This window comes from Solirubrobacter ginsenosidimutans (assembly GCF_027587205.1).
In genome coordinates, this window is the sequence record NZ_JAPDOD010000053.1 from 29310 (window position 1) to 51453 (window position 22144).

Genomic DNA, 22144 nt, shown 5'->3' on the forward strand with positions numbered 1-22144 from the left:
CCGGCGCTTGCCGTCCGCCGCGTTCCGCCTGTCCGACCCCGAAGCGCAATACACCGCGGTGCGCTTGTCCAGCGACATCTCGGGCGCTGCGTTCACACGCGAGGGCGACGACTGGGTGCTCGAGCTCGAACTGGCGGACGTGCTGCGGCTCGAGTACAAGCTCGAGGTCTTCCACCGCGACGGCACCAACGCGTGGATCCTCGACCCCGCCAACCCGAAGCGCACGCCGGGCGCGTTCGGCGAGAAGTCGGTGATCGAGCTGCCGGGCTACGCGCCGCCGGCGTGGCTCGACGCCGAGGCCCTGCCCGGCCGCTTCGACGAGCTCGTGATCCGTGGCCGCGGACTCGGGGCGCTGGTCGGGATGCGGGTGTGGAGCCCGGCCGACGTCGCGCCCGGCACGCCGCTGCGCCTGTTGCTGGCCAACGACGGGCCGGAGTACGACGCGATGGCGTCGCTCACGCGCTTCAGCGCGGCGAAGATCGCGGCGGGGGAGCTCCCGCAGCACCGCGTCGCCCTGCTCGCTCCCGGCGACCGCAACGAGTGGTACTCGGCCTCGGCCGTCTACGCGCGGGTGCTGGCCAACGACGTCGTGCCCGCGCTGCGCGACGCGTTCGGGCTGGTCGGCACGCCGGCGGCGATGGGCGCGAGCCTCGGCGGCCTGGCGATGCTGCACGCGCAGCGGCGCTTTCCGCGGGCGTTCGGCGCGCTGTTCATGCAGTCGGGCTCGTTCTTCGTCCCGCGCTTCGACTCGCAGGAGAGCGGCTTCGGCCGTTACGCGCGGATCATCCGCTTCGTCCGCGAGACGCTCAACGACGGGCAGCACGCCATGCCCGTCCCGACGGCGATCACGGTCGGCCGCGCGGAGGAGAACGCCTACAACAATCGCGAGATGGCGCGTGCGCTGTCCGAGCAGGGGTACGACGTGTCCTTGGAGGAGGTGGCCGACCTGCACAACTACGTCGGTTGGCGGGATGCTTTGGACCCGCACCTGACCGCGCTCCTGCAGAAAGCCTGGAGACGATGAACGCGCACCACCACGAGCTGTACTCCCACGCGATCGGCACGCATGGCGCGGTCGTCGCCTACGGCCACTACGGCCGGCCGGTGCTCGCCTTCCCGTCGGAGGGCGGGCGGGCGTACGACTGGCAGGACAACGGGATGATCGGCGCGCTGTCGGAGCTCCTCGACGCCGGCCGGATGAAGCTCTACTGCGTCGACTCCTTCGACGCGACCTCCTGGTCGAACCAGTCGATCCCGCTCGAGGAGCGGGCGCGGCACCACGCGCGCTACGAGTCGTGGATCGTCGACGACGTGGTGCCGTTCATCCAGCACGACGCCGGCGGCGAGATCATCACCACGGGGATCAGCCTCGGCGCCTTCCACGCCGCCAACTTCGCGCTCAAGCGGGCGGATCTCTTCCCGCTGGCGATCTGCATGTCGGGCAACTACGACCCGTCGACCTGGAACGGGTGGGGCGAGCGCGGAGACGCGGCCTACTTCAACAACCCGCTCGACTACGTCGGCCAGTTCGAGGGCGACCACCTCGAATGGCTCCGCTCCCGGCTCAGCCTGCTGCTCGTCTGCGGGCAGGGGCAGTGGGAGGACACCACCGGCTCCCTGGAGTCCACCAAGCGTCTGGCCGGCCTGCTCGCCGAGAAGGGCATCCGTCACGAACTGGACCTGTGGGGCTACGACGTCCCGCACGACTGGCAGTCGTGGCGCGCCCAGATCGCCCACCATCTCCCGAGGTTCTGCTGATGTCTTCAGACCATCTGATCGGCCTCCTGCTCGGCACCGAGGAGGACTGGCCGCGCGCCTTCGAGACGCTGCTCGGGCGGATCGGGCCGGTGACGTACAACGGCGCGACGCACAACCTGACGACCGAGCGGATCACGATCGAGCCGTTCGACCTGCGCGACAAGCCGCGCTACAACCTCGTCGTCGACCGGCTCGCCTGGTGGTACTTCGTCCCGCGCGAATGGCTGAAGAAGGTCGCGTTGATGAACGACGTGTACCTGCTCAACTCGCCGTTCACGTTCCAGGCGATGGAGAAGCACGCGGCGTACTGCGCGATGCTGCGCCTTGGCCTGAAGGTGCCGGAGACGGTGCTCATCCCGCACAAGAACCCGCCGGAGAACACCCGCTTCGAGTACACCGCGGCGAAGTACAACAAGCCGTTCGACCTCGGGGAGATCGCGGCCAAGATCGGCTACCCGCTGTTCATGAAGCCCTACGACGGCGGGCAGTGGGTGGGCGTGACGCGCATCAAGGACGAGGCGATGCTGCGCAAGACCTACGACGAGTCCGGCGAGCGCCTGATGCACCTGCAGGCGTCGGTCGAGGGGTTCGACCACTTCGCGCGGTCTCTGAGCATCGGGGCCGAGACGATGGTCATGGACTTCCGCCCGGACGAGCCGATGCACAACCGCTACGCGGTCTCGCACGACTTCCTGACCCCGGAGACCGGCGACGAGATCCTCACGATCTCGCGCCTGATCAACGCGTTCTTCCGCTGGGAGTTCAACTCCTGCGAGACGCTCGTGCGCGGCACCGAGGCGCATCCGATCGACTACGCCAACGCGTCGCCGGACGTCGCCCTGACCTCGCTGCACTACTACTGGCCGTGGGCGATCAGCGCGCTGTTGAAGTGGTCGATCTTCTGCACCGTCACCGAGCGCCCGCCGCGCGCCGCCGACTTCGACCCGCACCTGTACTTCGAGATCGGCGACCGCGAGGATCTCTCCTACGAGGAGAAGCTGGCCGAGTACCGCAAGATCGCCGACCACTACTTCGAGGTCGACAAGTACACGGAGTTCTGCGCGACGGCGCTGAAGGACGTCGACGAGCTGATGCTCGACTGGATCTCCTCACCCGCGTTCGACGCGCTGCTGGTCGAGACCGTCCAGACGACCTACCCGGTGCACGAGCAGGAGAAGTTCCTCGCCCACTTCCGCGGCCTGCTCGGGCTGTGGGCGCACGAGCGCGGGCGGTCGCTGCAGACCGTATAGGCCGCGGGTCCGAATTTGCTCCCCCGGTCCAATAGCGTGGTCCGGGGGCCGCGGTTAGCGTGGCGCGCTCAGTGCAGCTGTCGCCGTCGGACCAATCCAAGCTCCTGCTCGCCGTCGCCGGCATGGTCGCGCGCGACCGGCGCGAGCGGGGCGTGAAGCTCAATCAGCCCGAGGCGGTCGCGCTGCTCTCGTGCTGGGTGATCGAGCGCGCCCGGGAGGGCCGCTCGGTCGCGGACCTGATGTCCGCCGGGCGCGAGGTGCTCGGGCGCGACGACGTGATGCAGGGGGTCCCGGAGCTTGTGAACGAGGTGCAGGTGGAGGCGACGTTCCCGGACGGGCGCAAGCTCGTGACGCTGCACGAGCCGATCGCATGATTCCTGGTGAGTTGGTCACAGCTCCGGGCGAGCTCGAGCTCAACGCGGGGCGCGAGACGAAGACGCTGCGGGTGATGAACACCGGCGACCGGCCGATCCAGGTCGGCTCGCACTTTCACTTCGCGGCGGTCAACGAGGCGCTGGCGTTCGATCGCGGCGCCGCCGACGGCTTCCGCCTCGACGTGCCGGCGGGCACGTCGGTGCGGTTCGAGCCGGGTGCCGAGAAGGACGTCTCGCTCGTCGCCCTCGGCGGGTCCAAGACGGTGCCGGGCCTGCGATGAGGATCTCGCGCGAGCGCTACGGGGCTTTGTACGGCCCGACGGTCGGCGACAAGCTGCGCCTGGCGGACACCGACCTCTGGCTCGAGGTCGAGGAGGACCGCTGCGTGGGCGGCGACGAGGCGGTCTTCGGCGGCGGCAAGACGATCCGCGAGTCGATGCTCCAGGGCATGCGAACGTCGGCCGGCGGCGCCCCGGACACCGTGATCACGAACGTCGTCGTGCTCGATCACTGGGGCATCGTCAAGTGCGACCTCGGGATCAAGGCCGGGCGGATCACGGCGCTGGGCAAGGCGGGCAACCCCGACGTGATGGACGGCGTGCACCCGGACCTCGAGATCGGGCCGACGACCGAGATCATCGCCGGCGAGGGGCGGATCGTCACCGCGGGCGGGATCGACGGGCACGTGCACTTCATCTGCCCGCAGATCGTCGACGAGGCGGTCGCGGCCGGGATGACGACGCTGATCGGCGGCGGCACCGGGCCGGCGGAGGGCACGCGGGCGACGACCTGCACGCCCTCCCCGTGGGCGATCCGGGAGATGCTGCTGGCGATGGACGAGCTACCGGTCAACGTGTTGCTGCTCGGCAAGGGCAACACGATGTCGCTGGATGGGATGCGCGAGCAGGCCCGCGCCGGCGCCGGCGGCTTCAAGCTGCACGAGGACTGGGGCTCGACGCCCGCCGTGATCGACGCCTGCCTGCGGATCGCCGACGAGACCGGCGTGCAGGTCGCGATCCACACCGACACGCTGAACGAGGCGGGGTACGTCGAGACGACGCTGGAGGCGATCGGCGGCCGGACGATCCACAGCTACCACACCGAGGGCGCGGGCGGCGGGCACGCGCCGGACATCATCTCCGTCGCCGGCGTGCCGAACGTCCTGCCGTCCTCGACGAACCCGACGCGCCCGCACACGGTCAACACCGTCGACGAGCACCTCGACATGCTGATCGTCTGCCACCACCTCAACCCGCGGATCCCGGAGGACCTCGCGTTCGCCGAGAGCCGCATGCGGGGTACGACGATCGCCGCCGAGGACGTCCTGCACGACATGGGCGCGATCTCGATGATCGGCTCCGACGCGCAGGCGATGGGGCGGGTGGGCGAGACGATCGTCCGCACGTGGCAGACCGCGCACGTGATGGCGCGTCGACGCGGGGGTGACGGCAACGAGCGCTTGAAGCGCTACGTCGCCAAGTACACGATCAACCCCGCGATCGCGCACGGGATCGCCGACGAGGTGGGGTCCGTCGAGGTGGGCAAGCTCGCCGACCTCGTCCTGTGGGACCCGGCGTACTTCGCGATCCGGCCGCGCCTGGTGTTGAAGGGCGGCGCGATCGCCTACGCGCCGATGGGTGACGCCAACGCCTCGATCCCGACGCCGCAACCGGTCCTCATGCGACCGATGTTCGCCGGCGGCGGGCGGCTGGCGGCGCGCTGCTCGCTGACGTTCGTCTCCCACACCGCGGTCGAGACCCTGCACGACCTCGGACTCCAATCCCGCGTGGTCGCCGTCAAGGACACCCGCTCGATCACCAAGGCCGACATGGTCGCCAACGACGCCTGCCCCGAGATCCGCGTCGAGCCGGACACCTTCAAGGTCTGGGTCGACGGCGACGAGATCGTCCCCGACCCCGCGACCGAACTGCCGCTCGCCCAGCGCTACTCGCTCTTTTAGTGATGGACCCGCTCGCCCTCCTGCTCGCGGACTCCCGCTTCCCATCCGGCTCCTACGCCCACTCGCTCGGCCTCGAGCAGGCGGTCAACGACGGCCTGACCGACGTCCCGGCCTTCATCCGCGCCCGCCTGCGCCTCGTCGCCGCGGCCGACGCCCGCTTCGCCGTCGAAGCCCGCCGCTCATGCATACAACCGGTATACCGGGGTCAGACCCCGGTATACATGTGGGATACAAGGGCGCTGGATCGCGAGTGGGCGGCGCGGACGCCGAGTCCCGTGCTGCGGGAGGGTGCGCGGCGGCTGGGGGCGCAGCTGCTGCGCTCGGCGGCGGCGGTGTGGCCCGGGGGCGTGATCGCGAGCTACCGGGTGGAGTCGACGGGGACGCCGCGGCCGATCGCGCTGGGCGTCGTGGCCGCGGCCGCCGGCCTCGGTGACGAGGACGTCGCGCTGCTCGCGTTGTACGACGACGCGGCGACCGTCGCGTCCGCTGCTTTGAAGCTGCTGCCGCTCGACCCTGCCGTGACCGCGCGCTGGCTCGCCGACCTCGCCCCGCAGCTGTCGCTGATGGCGCGCTCGGTCGCGCTCGACCGCGGTCCGCTCCCGGCGGCCGCCGCGGTCGCGATCGAGCTCGCGGCGCCCATCCACCGCGAACAGAGAGAGCGACTCTTTGCCAGTTGAACGAGCACTCCGGATCGGTGTCGGCGGCCCCGTCGGGTCCGGCAAGAGCAGCCTGATCGCCGCGCTCTGCGGCGCGCTGTCGGCCGAGGCGCGCCTCGGCGTCGTGACCAACGACATCTACACGACCGAGGACGCCGAGTTCCTGCGCTCCACCGGGGTTCTGCCGGTCGAGCGCATCGCCGCCGTCCAGACCGGCGGCTGCCCGCACACCGCGATCCGCGACGACATCTCCGCCAACCTCGAGGCGGTCGAGGAGCTCGAGGCGGCGACCGGGCCCTTGGACGTCGTCTTCGTCGAGAGCGGCGGCGACAACCTGACGGCGATCTTCTCCCCCGCCCTGGCGGACGTGCAGATCTTCGTCATCGACGTCGCCGCAGGGGACGACATCCCGCGCAAGGGCGGCCCCGGGATCGCCCGCGCCGACCTGTTGGTGATCAACAAGACCGACCTGGCGCCGTTCGTCGGCTCAGACGTCGAGCGCATGGTGCGCGAGGCGTCCGAGCGCCGCGACGGGTTGCCGGTGGCGGCGATCTCGCTCCGCGAGGACGTCACCTCCGTCGCGCGGTGGGTGCGCGGCAAGCTCGATGCCTTCCGCGATCACGGCCACCTTCACTCGAGCATGGAAGGCGTGCCGGATCACCATCACCACGATCACGTCCACTGAGTCCGGGTTCACGACGCTGCGGCGCGGGGCCCGGATCGCGCCGCGCGTTCTCGCTCCTGGCCGGATCACGCTGCTGCGCTCGCAGGCCGGGCCGCTCGCGGGGGATCACGACCGGGTCGAGATCGTCGTGGAGAGCGGGGTGTTGACCGTCGAGCCGATCGCGGCGACGCTCGCGCTCCCCGGGCTCGCGCGGACCGTCTTGGAGCTCGACGTGACCGTGGGCGACGGGGCGCGACTGGTGCTCGAGGATGCACCGCTGATCGTCGCCGAGGGTGCCGACGTGCTGCGGACGACGACGATCCGGCTCGGCGTCGGGGCGTCCGCGATCGTCCGCGACCTCGTGGTGCTGGGCCGTGCCGGCGAGGGACCGGGGCGGCTCGAGTCGGTCCTGCGGGTGGAGGGGCCAGACGGCGTGATCCTCCACGACGCGCTGCGGATCGACCCAGGCGAGGACGACGCGTACGTCGCGCTCGCGCCGGGCCATCGGGCGATCGGGATGGTCGCCACGTTCGGCGAGCGTCGAGTTTCTCGAGTAGAGCGCGAGAACGTCGACGGTCGCGGCGCGGAGACACGTGGTGGCGAGCTCGCGGACGGCGCCGGCCACCTGTGGCGGGCCAGCGGCGCGAGCGCCGCCGACGTCGTCGCTCAGCTCGCGCGGGTCAGGTAGCGCTCGACCGCGGCCGCGCACTGGCGGCCCTCCGCGATCGCGGTGACGATCAGGGACTGGCCGCGGCGGGCGTCGCCGCACGCGAAGACGCCGTGGGCGCTGGTCATGAACTCGGTCGAGGCGATCGCTCCGCGCTCGCCCACGTCGACGCCGAGTTGGTCGACCAGCCCACGCTCGACGCCGGTGAAGCCGATCGCGATCAGGACAAGGTCGGCGGGCAGCTCGTGGGTCTCGCCGGTCGGTTCGAAGTTCGGCGGATCACCCACGCGGTCGCCGAGCAGCGAGCGCACGTGCCCGTCGCCGAGGAACGAGGTGGCGTTGAAGGCCGACTTGCGCTCGCCGCCCTCGTCGAGCGCGTAGGTCGACCAGAGGCGTTTCGGGAAGTCCGGCCACTGCGCCAGCTCGGAGAACTTCTTCCCCGCGGGCGCCGGGTAGATGTCGAGTTGGGTCACCGAGGCCGCGCGCTCGCGGTGGGCGGACGCCACGCAATCGGCCGCGGTATCGCCGCCGCCGATCACGATCACGTGCTTGCCGCTCGCCGTGAGCTCCGGCTCCGCAAAGCCTGAGACGTCGCGGTTGCGCTGGAGCAGGTAGGTCATCGCGGAGTGGATGCCGCCCAGCCCGCGCCCGGGCAGCGCGACGTCGCGCTCGATCCGCGACCCGAGGGCGAGGACGACGGCGTCGTGGCGGGCGTTCAGTTCGTCGATGCCGAGATCGCCGGAGCCCACGTCGACGCCGTACTCGAACGCGATCCCGGCCGCTTCGAGCAGCGCCACGCGACGGTCGATGATCCACTTCTCGAGCTTGAAGTCCGGCACGCCGAGGCGGATCAGCCCGCCGGGGCCTTCATCGCGCTCGTAGACGACCACACGATGCCCCAGCGCGTTGAGCTCCTCGGCCGCGGCCAGCCCCGCCGGCCCGGAGCCGACCACGCCGATCGAGTAGCCCTTGCGCACCAGCGGCCGCTTCGGCTCGACCCACCCTTCGCGGAAGCCGCGCTCGATGATCCCCCACTCGAGCGACTTGATCATCACGGGGTCGTCATTGATCGCCAGCACGCACGCGGCCTCGCACGGCGCCGGGCAGATCAGGCCGGTGAACTCGGGGAAGTTGTTGGTCGCGTGCAGGCGCTCCAGCGCGAGCTGCCACTCGCCGCGGCGGACGAGGTCGTTCCACTCCGGGATCAGGTTGCCGAGCGGGCAGCCCTGGTGGCAGAACGGGATGCCGCAGTCCATGCACCGGCGGCCCTGTTCGCGCAACTGCTCCGCCGGCAGCGTGCCGAAGATCTCGTGGGAGTCGGCGGTGCGGGTGCGCGGGTCGCGCTCCGGCGCCGCGACGCGCTCGACCTCGAGGAATCCCCGCGGATCGGCCATCTACGCCGCCTCCGCCAGAGCGTGGGACCGTTCCAGCGCGCGCTTGTAGTCGTGCGGGATGACCTTCACGAACGGCGCCAGCCCGAAGTGCGCGAGCAGGTTCGCGGCCGCCCGCGAGCCCGTGCGCCGGCGATGCTCGAGCAGCAGTCCGTACACGAGCCGCGTGTCGTCCGGGTCGAGTGTCTCGAGCCCCACGAGCCCCTGGTTGCAGCGCGTCGCGAAGTCCCCGTCGACATCGAGCACGTAGGCGATCCCACCGCTCATGCCCGCCGCGAAGTTGCGTCCCGTCGGGCCGATCACGACGACGTGTCCGCCGGTCATGTACTCGCAGCAGTGGTCGCCGACACCCTCGACCACCGCGTCCGCGCCGCTGTTGCGGACCGCGAACCGCTCACCCGCCAGCCCGCGGAAGAACGCACGGCCCGCCGTCGCGCCGTACAGGGTCGTGTTGCCGGCGATCACGTCCTCCTCCGCGCCGGCGCGGGCGTCGGCGTCCGGCCGGACCGCGATCACGCCGCCGGAGAGGCCCTTGCCCGCGTAGTCGTTGACGTCGCCGTAGACGGTGAGCTCGACGCCGCTCGTCAGCCACGCCCCGAAGCTCTGCCCCGCCGACCCGCGGAACGTGGCCTTGAGATCGACCTCGATCCCGCGCCGGACGATCTCGCCGGAGAGCATCCCGCCGACCGTGCGGTCGACGTTGGTGATCGGGAGCGTCACCCGCCCGTCCGGCAACGCCGCGATCAGCTGCTCGTCGATCGGCGCGTCCGGCCGGAAGGACGCGGGGCGCGAGCAGCGCTCGCCGTCGCCGCCGGCCGCGAGCAATGGCGTCAGGTCCAGCCCGCTGGCCTTCCAGTTCTCGTTGCGATCCACCCGCAGCAGGTCGACGCGCCCGACGAGGTCGGCGAACCGCGCGATGCCCAGCGAGGCCATGATCACCCGCACGTCCTCGGCCAGCAGCGTGAAGAACCGCACCACGTGCTCGGGCTTGCCGGCGAAGCGCTCCCGCAGCTCGGGATCCTGCGTCGCGATCCCCACCGGGCACGTATTGAGGTGGCAGACGCGCATCATGATGCAGCCGAGCGCGACCAGCGGGGCCGTCGAGGCGCCCACCTCCTCGGCCCCGAGCAGCGCCGCGATGACGACGTCGCGGCCCGTGCGCATCCCGCCGTCGGCCTGTAGCACGACCCGCGAGCGCAGCCCGTTGCGCACCAACGTCTGCTGCGTCTCCGCCAGCCCGAGCTCCCACGGCACGCCGGTGCTGACCAGCGACGACTGCGGCGACGCGCCGGTCCCGCCGTCGTGGCCGGCGATGACGATGTGGTCGGCGTGCGCCTTCACGACGCCCGCGGCCACCGTCCCCACGCCCGCCTCGGCCGCGAGCTTGACGCTGATGCGGGCCGATGGGTTCGCGCAGCGCAGATCGTGGATGAGCTGCTTGAGATCCTCGATCGAGTAGATGTCGTGGTGCGGCGGCGGCGAGATCAGCTCGACGCCGGGCGTGGCGTGGCGCAGCCGGCCGATGAACGCGTCGACCTTGTGGCCCGGAAGCTGGCCGCCCTCACCGGGCTTGGCGCCCTGGGCGACCTTGATCTGCAGCTCGTCGGCATTGACCAGGTACTCGACCGTCACGCCGAAGCGGGCGGACGCGACCTGCTTGATCGCGGACCGCCGCGCATCGGCGAACCGCGCCGGGTCCTCGCCGCCCTCGCCCGTGTTCGAGCGCCCGCCGATCTCGTTCATCGCCAGCGCGAGCGATTCGTGCGCCTCGGGCGAGATCGAGCCGAGCGACATCGCCCCCGTGGCGAAGCGCTTCATGATCTCGGTCGCCGGCTCGACGTCCTCCAGCGGGATCGACGGTGTGTCGCGGAACGCGAGCTGGCCGCGCAAAGCGCCGTGGCGGGCGGCGGCGTCGGAGGCCTCGACGTAGCGCCGCCACTCGCCGCGCTGCAGGGCGGCGACCGTGTCCGGGTTCCAGCCGTGGCGCTCGCCGTCGCGGCGCCAGCGGTACAGCCCACCCGCCGGCAGATACGTCCGCGCGTGGCGTTCGAGCACCTCGCGCGCGAGCCCACGCAGCCCGATCCCGCCCAGCTTGGACGGCGTGCCGACGAAGTGGCGCTCGATCAGCTCCGGCCCGAGCCCGATCGCCTCGAAGACCTGCGCGCCGCGGTAGGCGTTGACGGTCGAGACGCCCATCTTGGACATCACCTTCAGCAACCCCTTGCCGAGCGCGGGGACGATCTCGTCACCCGCCAGCCACGGGTGGACCGCGTCCGCGCCGTAGCCGACGAGGCAGGCGACGTGGTGCACCTCGCGCGGCTCGCCGGAGTCGACGACCAGGGAGCAGCGGGTGCGCAGCCCGGCGCGGACCAGGGAGTGATGGACGGCCGAGACCGCCAGCAGCGACGGGATCGGCGCGCGCCCCGGGCCGACGCGCCGGTCCCCGAGCACGAGGATGTCGGCCCCGGAAGCGGCGGCGCTCGACGCCTCGCCCACCACCCGCTCGATCGCCGCTTCAAGGCCCGCGACGCCCAGGGACACCGGCCACGTGATGTCCACCGGCACCCACGGCAGCGGCGACGCGATCACCCGCGTCAGGTCGTCGCCCGTCAGCACCGGCGAGGCCAACCGCAGGCGGCGGCCGGTCGGCTGCACGTCGTCCAGCAGCGCGGGCCCGCGCCCGAGCCACGTCGTCAGGCTCATCACGAGGTCCTCGCGCAGCGAGTCGATCGCCGGGTTGGTGACCTGCGCGAAGCGCTGCTTGAAGTACGAGAACAACGGCGGCGCCATGTCGCTGAGCGCCGGCAGCGCGGCATCCGCGCCCATCGAGCCCGTCGGCTCCTTGCCGGCCTCGGCCATCGGGCCGATCAGGATCTCCAGGTCCTCGCGGGTGTAGCCGAAGGCGATCCGCAGCGCTTCGAAGGACTCCTCCGGGGGCGGGAGGGGCGTGCCGGGCGCAACATCCTCGAGCCGGATCGTCGCCTCCGCCGCCCACGTCCCGTACGGCTTGCGCGACGCGATCTCGCACTCCACCTCGCGGTCGGCGAACAGCGCGCCGCGATCCAGATCGACGATCCACAGCGCACCCGGCTTCAGCCGCCCGCGCCGCACCACCCGCGCCGGCTCCAGCGGCAGCGCACCGGTCTCCGACGCCAGAACCACCCACCCGTCGTCGGTCTGCGCCCAGCGCCCCGGCCGCAGCCCGTTGCGATCCAGCTTCGCCCCGAGCACCCGCCCGTCGGAGAAGGTGATCGACGCCGGCCCGTCCCACGGCTCCATGAGCTTCTCGTGGTAGGCGTAGAACCCGCGAAGGTGCTCGGGCAGGTCTTCGCGGCCCTCCCACGCCTCCGGCACCATCATCATCACCGCGTGGGCGAGCGGGCGGCCCGCGAGCACCAGCAACTCCAGGACGGCATCGAAGGACGCGGAATCCGACGCGCCGGACGGGATCACCGGCCGCACCTCGGAGAACTCGCCCAGCGAATGCTCCCGCGCCCGCATCCAGTTGACGTTCCCGCGCAGCGTGTTGATCTCGCCGTTGTGGGCGATGAAGCGGAACGGGTGCGCGAGCGCCCAGCTCGGGAACGTGTTGGTCGAGAAGCGCGAGTGGACGATCGCCAGCGCGCTCGCGAACCGCGGGTCGCAGAGATCCTTGTAGAAGCGCGGGAGCTGCGGCGCGCCGAGCATCCCTTTCAGGACCATCGTGCGCGACGAGAAGCTCGGGAACGCGACGGCGTCGCCCAGGCCTCGCTCCGCCCGGCGCCGGATGCCGTAGAGCCGCCGCTCGAACGCGAGCTGGCCGGCCTCGCGCGACCCGATGAAGAGCTGGCGGATGACGGGCATCGACACGCGAGCGCCTGAGCCGGGCACGCGCGCGTCGACCGGCACGTCGCGCCAGCCCAGGACCCGCTGTCCACCGTCGGAGACCAGCCGCTCGATCACGGTCTCGGCGGCGGACCGCCGGTCGACCTCCGGCGGCAGCATGCAGACCGCGACGGCGTAGCGACCCGCTTCCGGCAGCGCGAACTCGACCTCCGCCCGCAAGAACGCGTCGGGGAGCTGCGTGAGGATGCCGGCGCCGTCGCCAGTTTCGGCGTCAGCACCCTCAGCGCCGCGATGCTCCAGATTCCCGAGCGTCTCGATGGCGCGCGAGATCGTCTCGTGCGCGGGCTGCCCGTCGAGCCGAGCAAGACAGGCGACGCCACACGAGTCGTGCTCGTACGCAGGGTCGTAGAGGCCCATGGCTCGAGGCTACGGGTGGGCCGAACCCACTCCCTCGTACCGCCGGTCCAAGGCTCGTCGCGACGGTTGTGACCAGCGGTCCGATTGCAGGGCGCGCCCGGCGATTTAGCGTCGCCGACTATGAACGCAGCACTGCATACAGCAGCGGATGCGGTGACGCGGCTGGCCGCTGCGCGCCCGATGGTGATCGACGTCGTCCCGGCCTCGGAGATCTCCGAACATCACTCGGGCGGCGGTGTGACGCACGCCGGGCCGCCGATCGAGCCCGAGCGCATGTGCCCGCCGATGCGCGCCGCGCTCGGCTCCGCGCTCTTCATCGAAGGCGTCGCCGGGTCCCCGGCCGACGCGCTGAAGCTTGTTGAGGACGGGCAGATCCCGCTCAAGACCAATCACGACACCGGCGGCGTCGGCCCGATGGCGGGCGTCGTGAACCCGAGCATGCCGGTGTGGGTGGCGCGCGACGAGGCGACCGGGAAGGTCGCGTGGTGCCCGCTGAACGAGGGATCGGGCAAGGTCCTGCGCTACGGCGCGGACGGCCCGGAGGTGCTCGAGCGCCTGAAGTGGATGCGCGACGTGCTCGCGCCCGAGCTGAGGGCGGCGCTGTCCGCGCGCGGGCCGCTCGACCTCTTCGACCTGCACGTGCGCTCGCTCGCGCTCGGGGACGAGGCCCATCACCGGACCGAGGAAGGCACCGCGCTCACGCTTGCAGCGCTCGGGATCGAGCATCCCGAGGTGCGCGCCTTCATCGCCGGCAACGGCCAGTTCTTCCTGAACCTGGCGATGGTCTTCTCCAAGCTCGCGCTGGACTGCGCCGCGGACGTGCCGGGCTCGCCGATGCTGACCGCGATCGCCCGCAACGGGGTCGAGGTCGGGATCCGCGTCTCCGGGCTCGGCGACCGCTGGTTCGTCGGGCCCGCGGCACGGCCGTTCCCCGCGAAGCTCTACGACGACTACACGCCCGGGGACATGAACCCGGACCTGGGCGACTCGGCGATCGTCGAGACCTACGGCCTTGGCGCGCTGGCCGTCGCCGCGTCGCCGCTCTCCGTCCCGTCCGTCGGCTTGAAGCCCGAGGACGTCGCGCGCATCGACGCCGAGTGCCGCTCGATCGCGGCGGGCTTCTCGTCGGACATCAAGTTCCCGGACGGCCGCGAGTCGATCCTCGGGATCGACGCGCGCAAAGTCGCCGCCACGCGGCTGTCGCCGCCGGTCCACACCGGCATCGCCCACAAGCAGCCCGGCATCGGCCAGATCGGCGGCGGCATCACCCACCCGCCGCTGAACGCGTTCGACGAGGCCGTCGAGGCGCTCGGTTGACCCGCGCCGAACAGGTCCACCGCGAGCTCCGCGCCGCCTTGCTGCGAGGCGAGTACCCGTACGGCCAGCGCCTCGTCGAGGAACAGCTCGCCGAGCGCTACGCGACCAGCCGCACGCCGGTCCGCGAGGCGTTGCGGCGACTGGAGGGCGACGGGCACGTGGTGCGCGACCGCTCCGGCGGGCTGCGGCCCAACCCGCCGCGGGTGTCGGCCATGCGCGAGCTCTACGACGTGCGGGTCGTGCTCGAGGACCTCGCGGTGCGGACCGCCAACCCCGACAACCTCGACGGGCTGATCAGCGAGTGGCTGGACCTGCGCGGCGAGCACGACGACTCGCCCGACTTCGTCTACGCCGACGAGGCCTTTCACGAGGGCATCGCCCGCGCGTCCGGAAACGGCGCCACCGAGCGCTACATCCGCGACATCAACGAGCGGATCCGGCTGATCCGCATCCACGACTTCACGACGCCGGACCGGATCGAGGCGACGATCGAAGAGCACCTGGAGATCCTGGAGACCGTTCGCGCCGGTCGCTCCGATGCCGCCGCCGCGCTGATGCGCGTGCACATCGAGCGCAGCGCGGAGGTCGTCGAGCGCAGAGTGGGCGACCTGCTCGCGCGCATGTTCGAGGAGGAACGCCCGTGAGCATCGCCACGTCAGCTTTCGAGTCGGCGCTGGAGCGGTTGAGCGCGCAGGTCGTCGACCCGCCCGAGCGGCGGCCGGCGTACGACGTCTTCGGCGCTCCTCCGGCGTTCCTGCCGGCGCTCGGCGGGTTGCCGAAGACCGGGGCGATCGCCGCCGCGGCACGCGCGCTCGACGCCGGTCAGACCACCTGCGTCCAGCTCACCGAGCGCGCGTTGGAGCGGATCGCCGGCGATGAGTGGACCGCGTTCGTCGAGGTCTGCGCCGAGGACGCGCTGACCGAGGCCCTCGTGCGCGACGCCGAGCTCAAGGTGGGCCGGCGGCGTGGTCCGCTGCACGGCATCCCGGTCTCGGTCAAGGACGTCATCAACGTCCGCGGCGTCCACACCCGCTGCGGGTCGGACGCCTACGACGCCGTGCCCGAGGAGGACGCCGACGGCGTCGACCTCTGGCGGGCGGCCGGAGCCGTGATCCTCGGCAAGACGTCGACGCACGAGTTCGCGCTCGGCGTGACGAGCCCGCAGGCGCGCAACCCGCACGATCCGACCCGCATCCCGGGCGGCTCCAGCGGGGGAAGCGCCATCGCCGTGGCGACCGGCATGGGTCTTGCGTCGCTGGGCACCGACACGCGGGCCTCGATCCGCGTGCCCGCCGCCCTATGCGGCGTGGTGGGCCTGAAGCCGACCTACGGCACGATCTCCACCCGCGGCGTCGTGCCGCTGAGCTGGACGATGGACCACGTCGCGGTGATGGCGGGCACGGCGGAGGACGCGGCGATCGCGCTCGACGCACTGCGCCCCGGCGGCACCGCGATCGCCCCCGCCGCCGGCGGGCGCGTCAGCCACCTGCGCGTCGGCCTCGCCACCGCCGCGTGGGAGGGCACCGAGGCGGCGGTCGAGTCCGCGGTCGCCGCCCAGATCGACAAGCTGGGAGGTCTCGTCGCTTCGGTGGGCGAGACCGATCGCCCCACCGCCGCCGATTTCGGCGGCGCCAACGCGATGGGCCTGCTCGTCTCGCGCTGCGAGGCGGCGACGTTCCACCGCGCCCGGGGCCTGGACCGCTCGCTGTACTGGGCGGAGGTCCGCGACCAGCTCAACGCCGCCGACGGCGTCCTGGCCACGGACTACATCGACGCGCAGCGCTACCGCGCGTCGCTGAGGGAGGAGATGCTCGCGGTGTTCCGCGAGCACCACGTGCTCGCGATGCCGACCGCGCCCGTCCTGGCGCCGGCGGTCGAGCGGGCGGATGAGTACCTGACGATCCTGTCGCGCAACGCGATCCTCTGGAGCTTCGTCGGCTTTCCGGCGATCTCCATCCCGTGCCCGACCGACGGCTTGCCCGTGGGTCTGCAACTGGTGGCGGGCCCGGGTGGCGAGGCGCTGCTGATCGCTCTGGCGACAGCCCTCACGAAAGGTGACGCATGACCACGCTCGTGCCCGCGAAGCCGGGCCCATACGCGTTCGACCCCGAGAGCACGGCGCTCGTGATCATCGACATGCAGCGCGACTTCCTCGAACCGGGCGGCTTCGGGTCGGCGCTCGGTAACGACGTCTCGCTGCTGTCGAGTGCCGTCGAGCCGCTGCAGCGGGTGTTGGCCACCGCCCGCGAGCTCGGGATGACGATCATCCACACCCGCGAGGGCCACCGGCCCGACATGAGCGATTGCCCGCCGGCGAAGTTCGCGCGCGGCGAGTTCATCGGCACCGACAGCCCGAAGGGCCGCATCCTGATCCGCGGCGAGTACGGCCACGACATCGTCGACGAGCTCGCGCCCGCGCCGGGAGAGATCGTCCTGGACAAGCCCGGCAAGGGCTCGTTCTGCGCCACCGACCTCGACCTGATCCTGCGCAACCTGGGGATCAAGTCGCTGATCGTCACCGGCGTCACCACCGAGGTCTGCGTGCACACGACCGTGCGCGAGGCCAACGACCGCGGCTACGAGTGCCTCGTCCTCGAGGACTGCTGCGGCTCCTACTTCCCCGAGTTCCATGAGGTCGCCCTGCGGATGATCGCCGCGCAGGGCGGGATCTTCGGTTGGGTCGGCACCTCGTCGGACTTGCTGGAAATGCTTCCCGTCAACGTCGCCGCAGGAGCCTGATCAACCATGGCCGTTCCCTTCTGGACCCGCGGTGATCTCAACGCCTTCTTCGGCCTTGGGATCAACATGCTGGTCAACGTCCTGGTGCTCGCCGGGCTCTGCATCGGCGTGGTGCACATGGCGCCCGACGACGTCTACCAGGTCGTCCTGCCGGCGATCGGCGTCGAGCTGCTGATCGGCAACGTCTTCTACTTCTACCTCGCGCGCAAGCTGGCGATGAAGGAGGGGCGCGACACGGTCACGGCGATGCCCTACGGGCCGAGCGTGCCGCACATGTTCATCGTGACGCTCGTGATCATGCTGCCGACGTACCTCGCGACCAAGGACCCGGTGGCCGCCTGGACCGCCGGCCTCGCGTGGGCGTTCATCATCGGCTGCATCATCCTGATCGGCGCCTTCATCGGCCCGTCGATCCGCCATTTCACGCCGCGCGCGGCGATGCTCGGCACGCTCGCCGGCATCTCGCTCACGTTCATCTCGATGCGGCCGGGCGCGCAGATGTGGGGCGCGCTGTGGATCGCGCTGCCGGTCTTCATCATCATCGTCACGGGCTTCATCGCCGGCGTGCGACTCCCGGGCAACTTCCCGGTCGGCCTTGCGGCGCTGCTGGTCGGCACGGCGATCGGCTGGATCGGCGGCTTCATGGACACCGCCACGGTCACCGACTCGGCGAAGGCGATCGCCGTCGGCATCCCGTCGCTGAACCTCGACCTGCTGTCCGACGGGCTGTCCGGCATCTCACCGCTGCTCGCGACCGCGATCCCGCTCGGCATCTACAACTTCACCGAGGCGATGAGCAACGTCGAGTCGGCCGCCGCCGCGGGCGACAACTACAACCTGCGCGCCGTGCTGCTGGCCGACGGCACCGGTGCCGTGGTCGGCGCCGCCCTCGGCTCGCCGTTCCCGCCCGCCGTCTACATCGGCCAGCCCGGTTGGAAGGCCGCCGGCGGTCGCATCTCCTACTCGCTGGCCACCGGGGTCCTGATCTTCCTGCTCTGCATCTTCGGCCTGTTCCCGCTGCTGGGCGCGCTGCTGCCGATCCCCGCGATCGTCCCCGTGCTGCTGTTCATCGGCCTCGCCATCGGCTCGCAGGCGTTCGGTGCGGTGCCCAAGGCTCACTACGCCGCGGTCGTGCTGGCCGCGATCCCGTCGCTCGCGCAGTGGGGCTCGGGCATGGTCCACGACGCGCTACTGGCCGCGGGCACGAGCGTCGACAAGGTCGGCGTCGACGCGCTGGCCAACGGCGGCGTGCTCTACGGCGGGCTCGCCACGCTCGGCGCCGGCTCGGTGCTCGTGGGCATGATCCTCGGCTCGACCTGCGTCTTCCTGATCGACCGCAAGTTCATCCACGCGGCGATCGCCAGCACCGTCGGCGGCGTCCTGACGCTGGTCGGGCTGATCCACGCCGACGAGGTCCACGTCTTCTCGAACCCGAAGATCGCCCTCGGCTACGGCCTCGCCGCCGTCACCTGCCTCGGCTACGCGGCGATGAAGCTGCCGCCGCGCGAGATCGACCTCACGGACCCGATCGACGTCGAGGTCGCCGCCGAGTCCGGCTCGCTGCGCTTCGAGCGCGAGGAGGAGAGGGTGGCGGTCCCGGCATAGGTTGGGGGGATAGCCAGAGGTGACTTTCGGCGCCTGCGGTGTACCTTGGACATATGGGCACCGCAGCGCTCGCCGACCTCACCGGAACCACTTCACAGCCGAGCCGCCGTGCGCGGGCGGCCAAGACCGTCGACGGCGCCCTGCGCGGGGGAATCCTCGTGGGCGCCGTCGCCGCGATCGCGTGGCTGGTCGCGTCGGCCGTCGGCTCGATCATCTACCTCCTGCTGATCATCGCGACCGTCCTCGCGTTGGTCTACACGGTGGCCCGCGGTGACAAGGCGCGCCTGATGGTGTGGGCGGTCGTCGGTGTCGCGTGGGTGCTGGTGCTCGCCGAGCGCTGGGCGGTCAAGGACCACGGCGGCCTGATCGTGGCGGCCGCCTCCTACGTGGGTGTCGTCCTCGGCGCGCGCAAGGCGGGGATCGCCAAGAAGTCGCTCGTGCTCCTGCTGTACCCGCTGATCTCGGTCGCCATCTGCCTCGGCGCCGACACCAGCGTCACCGACCCGTGGGGCGTCTCGTGGCTGTGGGTGGCCGCGATCCTCGGCCCGGTCGTGGGTGCGCGCACGCTCCTGAACCCGAGCCCGCGCGACCACAAGCCGAAGTCAGCGGAGCAGCCGCTCTAGCAACTCGTGCAGGGTGAGGCGCTCCGCCGCGCTCAGCGGCGCGAGCAGCTCGTCCTGCACGCGGTGTGCGGTTTGGGTCGCCGCGGTCAGCGCCTTCTCGCCCTCCGGGGTGAGGGAGACCACGCGGCGGCGGCGATCCGCCGGGTCCAGATCGCGGCGTACCACGCCGTTCGACTCGGCCGCGTCGATCAGGCGGACCATGTCGGCCGGGTCCTTGCGCAGCCGCTCGCCGAGCGCCTTTTGCGAGGACGGACCGTGCTGTTTGAGCCTCGCGAGGAGCGCGAACTCGTCCAGCGCGACCTGGTCGGCGAGGCGGCGGCGAGCCTCGCGTCCGCTCATCGACAGCAGGTAGGTGGTCAGGTCCTCGAGCATGGTTGGAGCATACCAATGGTTGGTACGCTCCAACCATGCCTGAATTGAACGCGCTACATGAACGACTCGCCGCTCTTGAGGGGACTTGGGAAGGGACCGAGGAGCTCGCTCCCTCGCCGTGGTCGGCGGGCGGAACCGCCACCGCGACGCTGACGTTCGGCCTTGCCGCCGGCGGGTTCGCGGTCGTGCAGGACTACCGGAGCTCCGCGGGGCTGACGGGGCACGGCGTGTTCTCCGTCAGCGGCGACGAGGTGTTGTGGCACTGGTTCGACAGCATCGGCTACCCGCCGGAGATCCCCGCCCGGGGTGGGTTTTCCGGCGACGTGCTCGTGTTGGAGCGGACGTCGCCGCGGGGGACGAACCGGACCACGTTCGCGCTGGCGGGTTCGTCGTTGCGCCAGCGGGTCGAGTTCGACGGAGCGGTGGTGGCGGAGACCTCGTATCGGCGAGGTGCTTGAACGTCAACTGCGCCGGTGAGGGGGGAGGGAGTGGCAGTGCCACTCGTCCTGGGCTGCCGTGGACCCGCTCGGTGCGCGGCTCTGTTGGCCCGAATTGCCGTGCCGGTATACCGACAGTTACGGGCGTGGTACTGACACCCCCATCCGCGCCGGGCTTTCGGTGATCGGTCTCGGCGAGCAACAAGTCATGCGCGAAGGGGGTGCGTACTCCTAGTGCGGCCTGACCGTACTTAGCGTACGGACCCCCACCAGCGCGCCAATTCGACCAGTGCGAACCTGATCGAAACCCGCGATCTGGCCCGCAAACGCGCACGTTCGACCACGGAGCGTGATTCCCGTTCGCCTCCTACTAGCCTTGACCCGGCTTTGACCGCGACGCACGACACGGCCACAGCAGCCGCCGAAGTGCCGAGCCGCGGCCGCACCACCGCCCTCTGGCTCGGCGCGATCCTCCTCCTCGCGACCGTCCTGCGGGTGTGGAGCCTCGATCACGGGCTGCCGTACAGCTACAACCTCGACGAGCGGGCGCACTTCGTGCCGCACGCGGTGGCGATGTCCGGCGGGGATCTCAATCCCGGCTACTTCATCAACCCGCCGCTGCTGACGTACATCCTCGCCGCGTACCTGAGCGTGATCCACCTCGGCGGCGTCGAGAGCTGGTTCGCGAACGACCCGAAGGCCGTGTTCCTCGCCGCGCGCGCCGTCTCGGTGATCTTCGGGGTGGCGAGCGTCGCCGCCACCTACGCCGCCGGGAAGGCCTGGTTCGGCCGGACCGCGGGGCTCGTGGCCGCCGCGATCATCGCCGTCGCGTTCATGCCGGTCTTCTACTCGCGGCTCGCGCTCAACGACGGGCCGGGGGTGCTGCCGTGCGCGCTGACCCTGTGGTGCGCGGCGATCGTGCTGCGGACCGGCAGCACGAAGGCGCTGCTGGCGGGTGGGGCGGCGGTCGGTGCCGCGGCGTCGTTCAAGTACTCCGACGGGGCGATCGTGATCGCGCTCGTCGCCGCGGCGCTTCTCTCCCCTGAGCTGACCTTCAAGCAGGCGTTCAAACACCTCGTCTTCGCCGGGCTGATCGCCGGCGCGTTCGTGATCGTCACGAACCCGTACATCTTCGCGGACTGGGGGACATTCACGAACGACCTCGACCGCCAGCGCAAGTTCGCGTCCGGGCCGCCGCTGCTCGGCCAGCCCGAGCGCAACGGCTGGTTCTACTACGTGCGCAGCAGCAGTTGGGCCTTCGGGGTCGTCCCCGGTCTGTTGGCGCTCGCCGGCGGCATCACGCTGCTGGTGAAGGGCAAGCGGCGCGAGGCGATCGTGCTCGGCTCGCTGATCGTCCTCTACTACCTCTACATGGGCAGCCAGAGCCGCTTCTACGCGCGCTGGATGCTGCCGCTGTACCCGGCGCTGGCGATCCTCGCCGCCTACGCGCTCGTGCAGATCCGCCAGCGAGTGGTGTTCGGCGCGCTGGTCGCGCTCGCGCTGCTGCCGTCGACGTTCCTCGTGGTGCGCAACGCGCTCGTGCTCGGTCGCGAGGACACCCGCACGCTCACCCGCGACTGGCTGGTGGCCAACGTGCCGCGGGGCACCAAGGTCGCGTTCGAGCCGATCGCCCCCACCGAGTGGTACGGCGTGACGGCCGGCGGCGGCCCGAAGGCCGACCCGGCGCGTCAGTGGACGCGCTTCGAACGCAGCCAGGCGATCATCGACGAACTGGGCAAGGACTTCCGCGGCGCCCGCTATCCCGCGAACTTCCAGAACTACGAACGCACGCTCAGCCCGGCGATGATCGACGTCTACCGGCGCGAACACGTCTGCTGGGTGGTCACCGGATCGTCGCAGTACGGCCGCGCGCGGGTGGAGTCCTACCGCGTCCCTGAAGCGCTTCAGTACTACAAGGCGCTGCGCAAACAGGCCAAGGTCGCCTTCAAGGTCAGCCCGGTCGCCAAGGGCGACAAGCTCCCGCACTACCAGGTCGACAAGTCGTTCAACTACGTCGAGAGCGCGTATCACCGGCCCGGGCCGGAAATGATCGTGTACAAACTGCGCGACTGCACGTAATCAACGGTGT

At 71.1% G+C, this 22144-nt stretch carries 20 protein-coding genes; 17 read left to right on the forward strand and 3 right to left on the reverse strand.

The window, feature by feature from the left end; genetic code table 11:
* The first annotated feature begins 7 nt into the window (after nt 1–7).
* From OM076_RS36505 to OM076_RS36545, 9 genes are all read left to right on the forward strand, one after another.
* Nucleotides 8–1024 (forward strand): alpha/beta hydrolase, encoded by a 1017-nt coding sequence (locus OM076_RS36505; RefSeq protein WP_270045109.1) that lies wholly within the window; start codon nt 8–10, stop codon nt 1022–1024.
* On the forward strand, nt 1021–1758 hold the full coding sequence (locus OM076_RS36510; RefSeq protein WP_270045110.1) for an esterase family protein: 738 nt from the start codon (nt 1021–1023) through the stop codon (nt 1756–1758). Before OM076_RS36505 ends, OM076_RS36510 begins: the two co-directional genes overlap by 4 nt.
* Nucleotides 1758–3008 (forward strand): ATP-grasp domain-containing protein, encoded by a 1251-nt coding sequence (locus tag OM076_RS36515; RefSeq protein ID WP_270045111.1) that lies wholly within the window; start codon nt 1758–1760, stop codon nt 3006–3008. Before OM076_RS36510 ends, OM076_RS36515 begins: the two co-directional genes overlap by 1 nt.
* Nucleotides 3009–3079: 71 nt before the next feature.
* A complete protein-coding gene (locus OM076_RS36520) occupies nt 3080–3382 on the forward strand; it encodes an urease subunit gamma (RefSeq protein WP_308214366.1) in 303 nt (100 codons plus the stop codon).
* Nucleotides 3379–3663, forward strand: a complete 285-nt coding sequence (locus OM076_RS36525; protein WP_372518126.1) for an urease subunit beta — start codon at nt 3379–3381, stop codon at nt 3661–3663. Before OM076_RS36520 ends, OM076_RS36525 begins: the two co-directional genes overlap by 4 nt.
* Entirely contained in the window at nt 3660–5342 is a 1683-nt protein-coding gene (locus OM076_RS36530) for an urease subunit alpha (protein WP_270045113.1), read from the forward strand. Before OM076_RS36525 ends, OM076_RS36530 begins: the two co-directional genes overlap by 4 nt.
* Nucleotides 5343–5344: 2 nt before the next feature.
* Nucleotides 5345–6019: an urease accessory protein UreF gene (locus OM076_RS36535; protein ID WP_270045114.1), complete on the forward strand. Its 675-nt coding sequence runs from the start codon at nt 5345–5347 to the stop codon at nt 6017–6019.
* Nucleotides 6009–6683, forward strand: a complete 675-nt coding sequence (gene ureG, locus OM076_RS36540) for an urease accessory protein UreG (RefSeq protein WP_308214367.1) — start codon at nt 6009–6011, stop codon at nt 6681–6683. Before OM076_RS36535 ends, ureG begins: the two co-directional genes overlap by 11 nt.
* Complete coding sequence (locus tag OM076_RS36545) at nt 6604–7350, forward strand: urease accessory protein UreD (RefSeq protein WP_270045115.1); 747 nt, start codon at nt 6604–6606, stop codon at nt 7348–7350. The genes ureG and OM076_RS36545 overlap by 80 nt, the downstream gene beginning before the upstream one ends.
* Here OM076_RS36545 and OM076_RS36550 read toward each other — a convergent pair.
* Together OM076_RS36550 and gltB are read right to left on the reverse strand one after the other, a co-directional pair.
* Nucleotides 7329–8723, reverse strand: a complete 1395-nt coding sequence (locus OM076_RS36550; protein ID WP_270045116.1) for a glutamate synthase subunit beta — start codon at nt 8721–8723, stop codon at nt 7329–7331. The genes OM076_RS36545 and OM076_RS36550 overlap by 22 nt on opposite strands.
* Complete coding sequence (gene gltB, locus OM076_RS36555; RefSeq protein WP_270045117.1) at nt 8724–12962, reverse strand: glutamate synthase large subunit; 4239 nt, start codon at nt 12960–12962, stop codon at nt 8724–8726.
* 120 nt (nt 12963–13082) lie between these two features.
* Here gltB and OM076_RS36560 point away from each other — a divergent pair, with 120 nt between their 5' ends.
* Genes OM076_RS36560 through OM076_RS36585 form a run of 6 tightly spaced genes read left to right on the forward strand, consistent with a single transcriptional unit; the run spans nt 13083 to nt 19246 of the window.
* A complete protein-coding gene (locus tag OM076_RS36560) occupies nt 13083–14279 on the forward strand; it encodes a YlbE family protein (RefSeq protein WP_270045118.1) in 1197 nt (398 codons plus the stop codon).
* Nucleotides 14276–14923 (forward strand): GntR family transcriptional regulator, encoded by a 648-nt coding sequence (locus OM076_RS36565; RefSeq protein WP_270045119.1) that lies wholly within the window; start codon nt 14276–14278, stop codon nt 14921–14923. The genes OM076_RS36560 and OM076_RS36565 overlap by 4 nt, the downstream gene beginning before the upstream one ends.
* Complete coding sequence (locus OM076_RS36570; RefSeq protein ID WP_270045120.1) at nt 14920–16344, forward strand: amidase; 1425 nt, start codon at nt 14920–14922, stop codon at nt 16342–16344. The genes OM076_RS36565 and OM076_RS36570 overlap by 4 nt, the downstream gene beginning before the upstream one ends.
* Nucleotides 16341–17018: a cysteine hydrolase family protein gene (locus tag OM076_RS36575; RefSeq protein WP_270045121.1), complete on the forward strand. Its 678-nt coding sequence runs from the start codon at nt 16341–16343 to the stop codon at nt 17016–17018. The genes OM076_RS36570 and OM076_RS36575 overlap by 4 nt, the downstream gene beginning before the upstream one ends.
* Before the next feature lie 6 nt (nt 17019–17024).
* Nucleotides 17025–18623 (forward strand): SulP family inorganic anion transporter, encoded by a 1599-nt coding sequence (locus tag OM076_RS36580; protein ID WP_270045122.1) that lies wholly within the window; start codon nt 17025–17027, stop codon nt 18621–18623.
* A 53-nt stretch (nt 18624–18676) separates the two neighbouring features.
* A complete protein-coding gene (locus tag OM076_RS36585) occupies nt 18677–19246 on the forward strand; it encodes a hypothetical protein (RefSeq protein WP_270045123.1) in 570 nt (189 codons plus the stop codon).
* On the opposite strand, the gene OM076_RS36590 is transcribed toward OM076_RS36585, so the two are convergent.
* Nucleotides 19226–19618 (reverse strand): MarR family transcriptional regulator, encoded by a 393-nt coding sequence (locus OM076_RS36590; RefSeq protein WP_270045124.1) that lies wholly within the window; start codon nt 19616–19618, stop codon nt 19226–19228. The genes OM076_RS36585 and OM076_RS36590 overlap by 21 nt on opposite strands.
* Nucleotides 19619–19653: 35 nt before the next feature.
* On the opposite strand from OM076_RS36590, the gene OM076_RS36595 reads away from it, so the two are divergent.
* Entirely contained in the window at nt 19654–20076 is a 423-nt protein-coding gene (locus tag OM076_RS36595; protein ID WP_270045125.1) for a hypothetical protein, read from the forward strand.
* Between the two features lie 366 nt (nt 20077–20442).
* On the forward strand, nt 20443–22134 hold the full coding sequence (locus OM076_RS36600; protein WP_270045126.1) for an ArnT family glycosyltransferase: 1692 nt from the start codon (nt 20443–20445) through the stop codon (nt 22132–22134).
* The last annotated feature ends 10 nt before the right edge of the window (nt 22135–22144 follow it).

Coding starts and splice junctions, on each gene's coding strand:
- OM076_RS36510 (WP_270045110.1), top strand. CDS start 1,021: ATGAACGCGCACCACCACGAGCTGTACTCCCACGCGATCGGCACGCAT.
- OM076_RS36515 (WP_270045111.1), top strand. CDS start 1,758: ATGTCTTCAGACCATCTGATCGGCCTCCTGCTCGGCACCGAGGAGGAC.
- OM076_RS36525 (WP_372518126.1), top strand. CDS start 3,379: ATGATTCCTGGTGAGTTGGTCACAGCTCCGGGCGAGCTCGAGCTCAAC.
- OM076_RS36530 (WP_270045113.1), top strand. CDS start 3,660: ATGAGGATCTCGCGCGAGCGCTACGGGGCTTTGTACGGCCCGACGGTC.
- OM076_RS36535 (WP_270045114.1), top strand. CDS start 5,345: ATGGACCCGCTCGCCCTCCTGCTCGCGGACTCCCGCTTCCCATCCGGC.
- OM076_RS36545 (WP_270045115.1), top strand. CDS start 6,604: ATGCCTTCCGCGATCACGGCCACCTTCACTCGAGCATGGAAGGCGTGC.
- OM076_RS36550 (WP_270045116.1), bottom strand. CDS start 8,723: ATGGCCGATCCGCGGGGATTCCTCGAGGTCGAGCGCGTCGCGGCGCCG.
- gltB (WP_270045117.1), bottom strand. CDS start 12,962: ATGGGCCTCTACGACCCTGCGTACGAGCACGACTCGTGTGGCGTCGCC.
- OM076_RS36560 (WP_270045118.1), top strand. CDS start 13,083: ATGAACGCAGCACTGCATACAGCAGCGGATGCGGTGACGCGGCTGGCC.
- OM076_RS36575 (WP_270045121.1), top strand. CDS start 16,341: ATGACCACGCTCGTGCCCGCGAAGCCGGGCCCATACGCGTTCGACCCC.
- OM076_RS36580 (WP_270045122.1), top strand. CDS start 17,025: ATGGCCGTTCCCTTCTGGACCCGCGGTGATCTCAACGCCTTCTTCGGC.
- OM076_RS36585 (WP_270045123.1), top strand. CDS start 18,677: ATGGGCACCGCAGCGCTCGCCGACCTCACCGGAACCACTTCACAGCCG.
- OM076_RS36590 (WP_270045124.1), bottom strand. CDS start 19,618: ATGCTCGAGGACCTGACCACCTACCTGCTGTCGATGAGCGGACGCGAG.
- OM076_RS36595 (WP_270045125.1), top strand. CDS start 19,654: ATGCCTGAATTGAACGCGCTACATGAACGACTCGCCGCTCTTGAGGGG.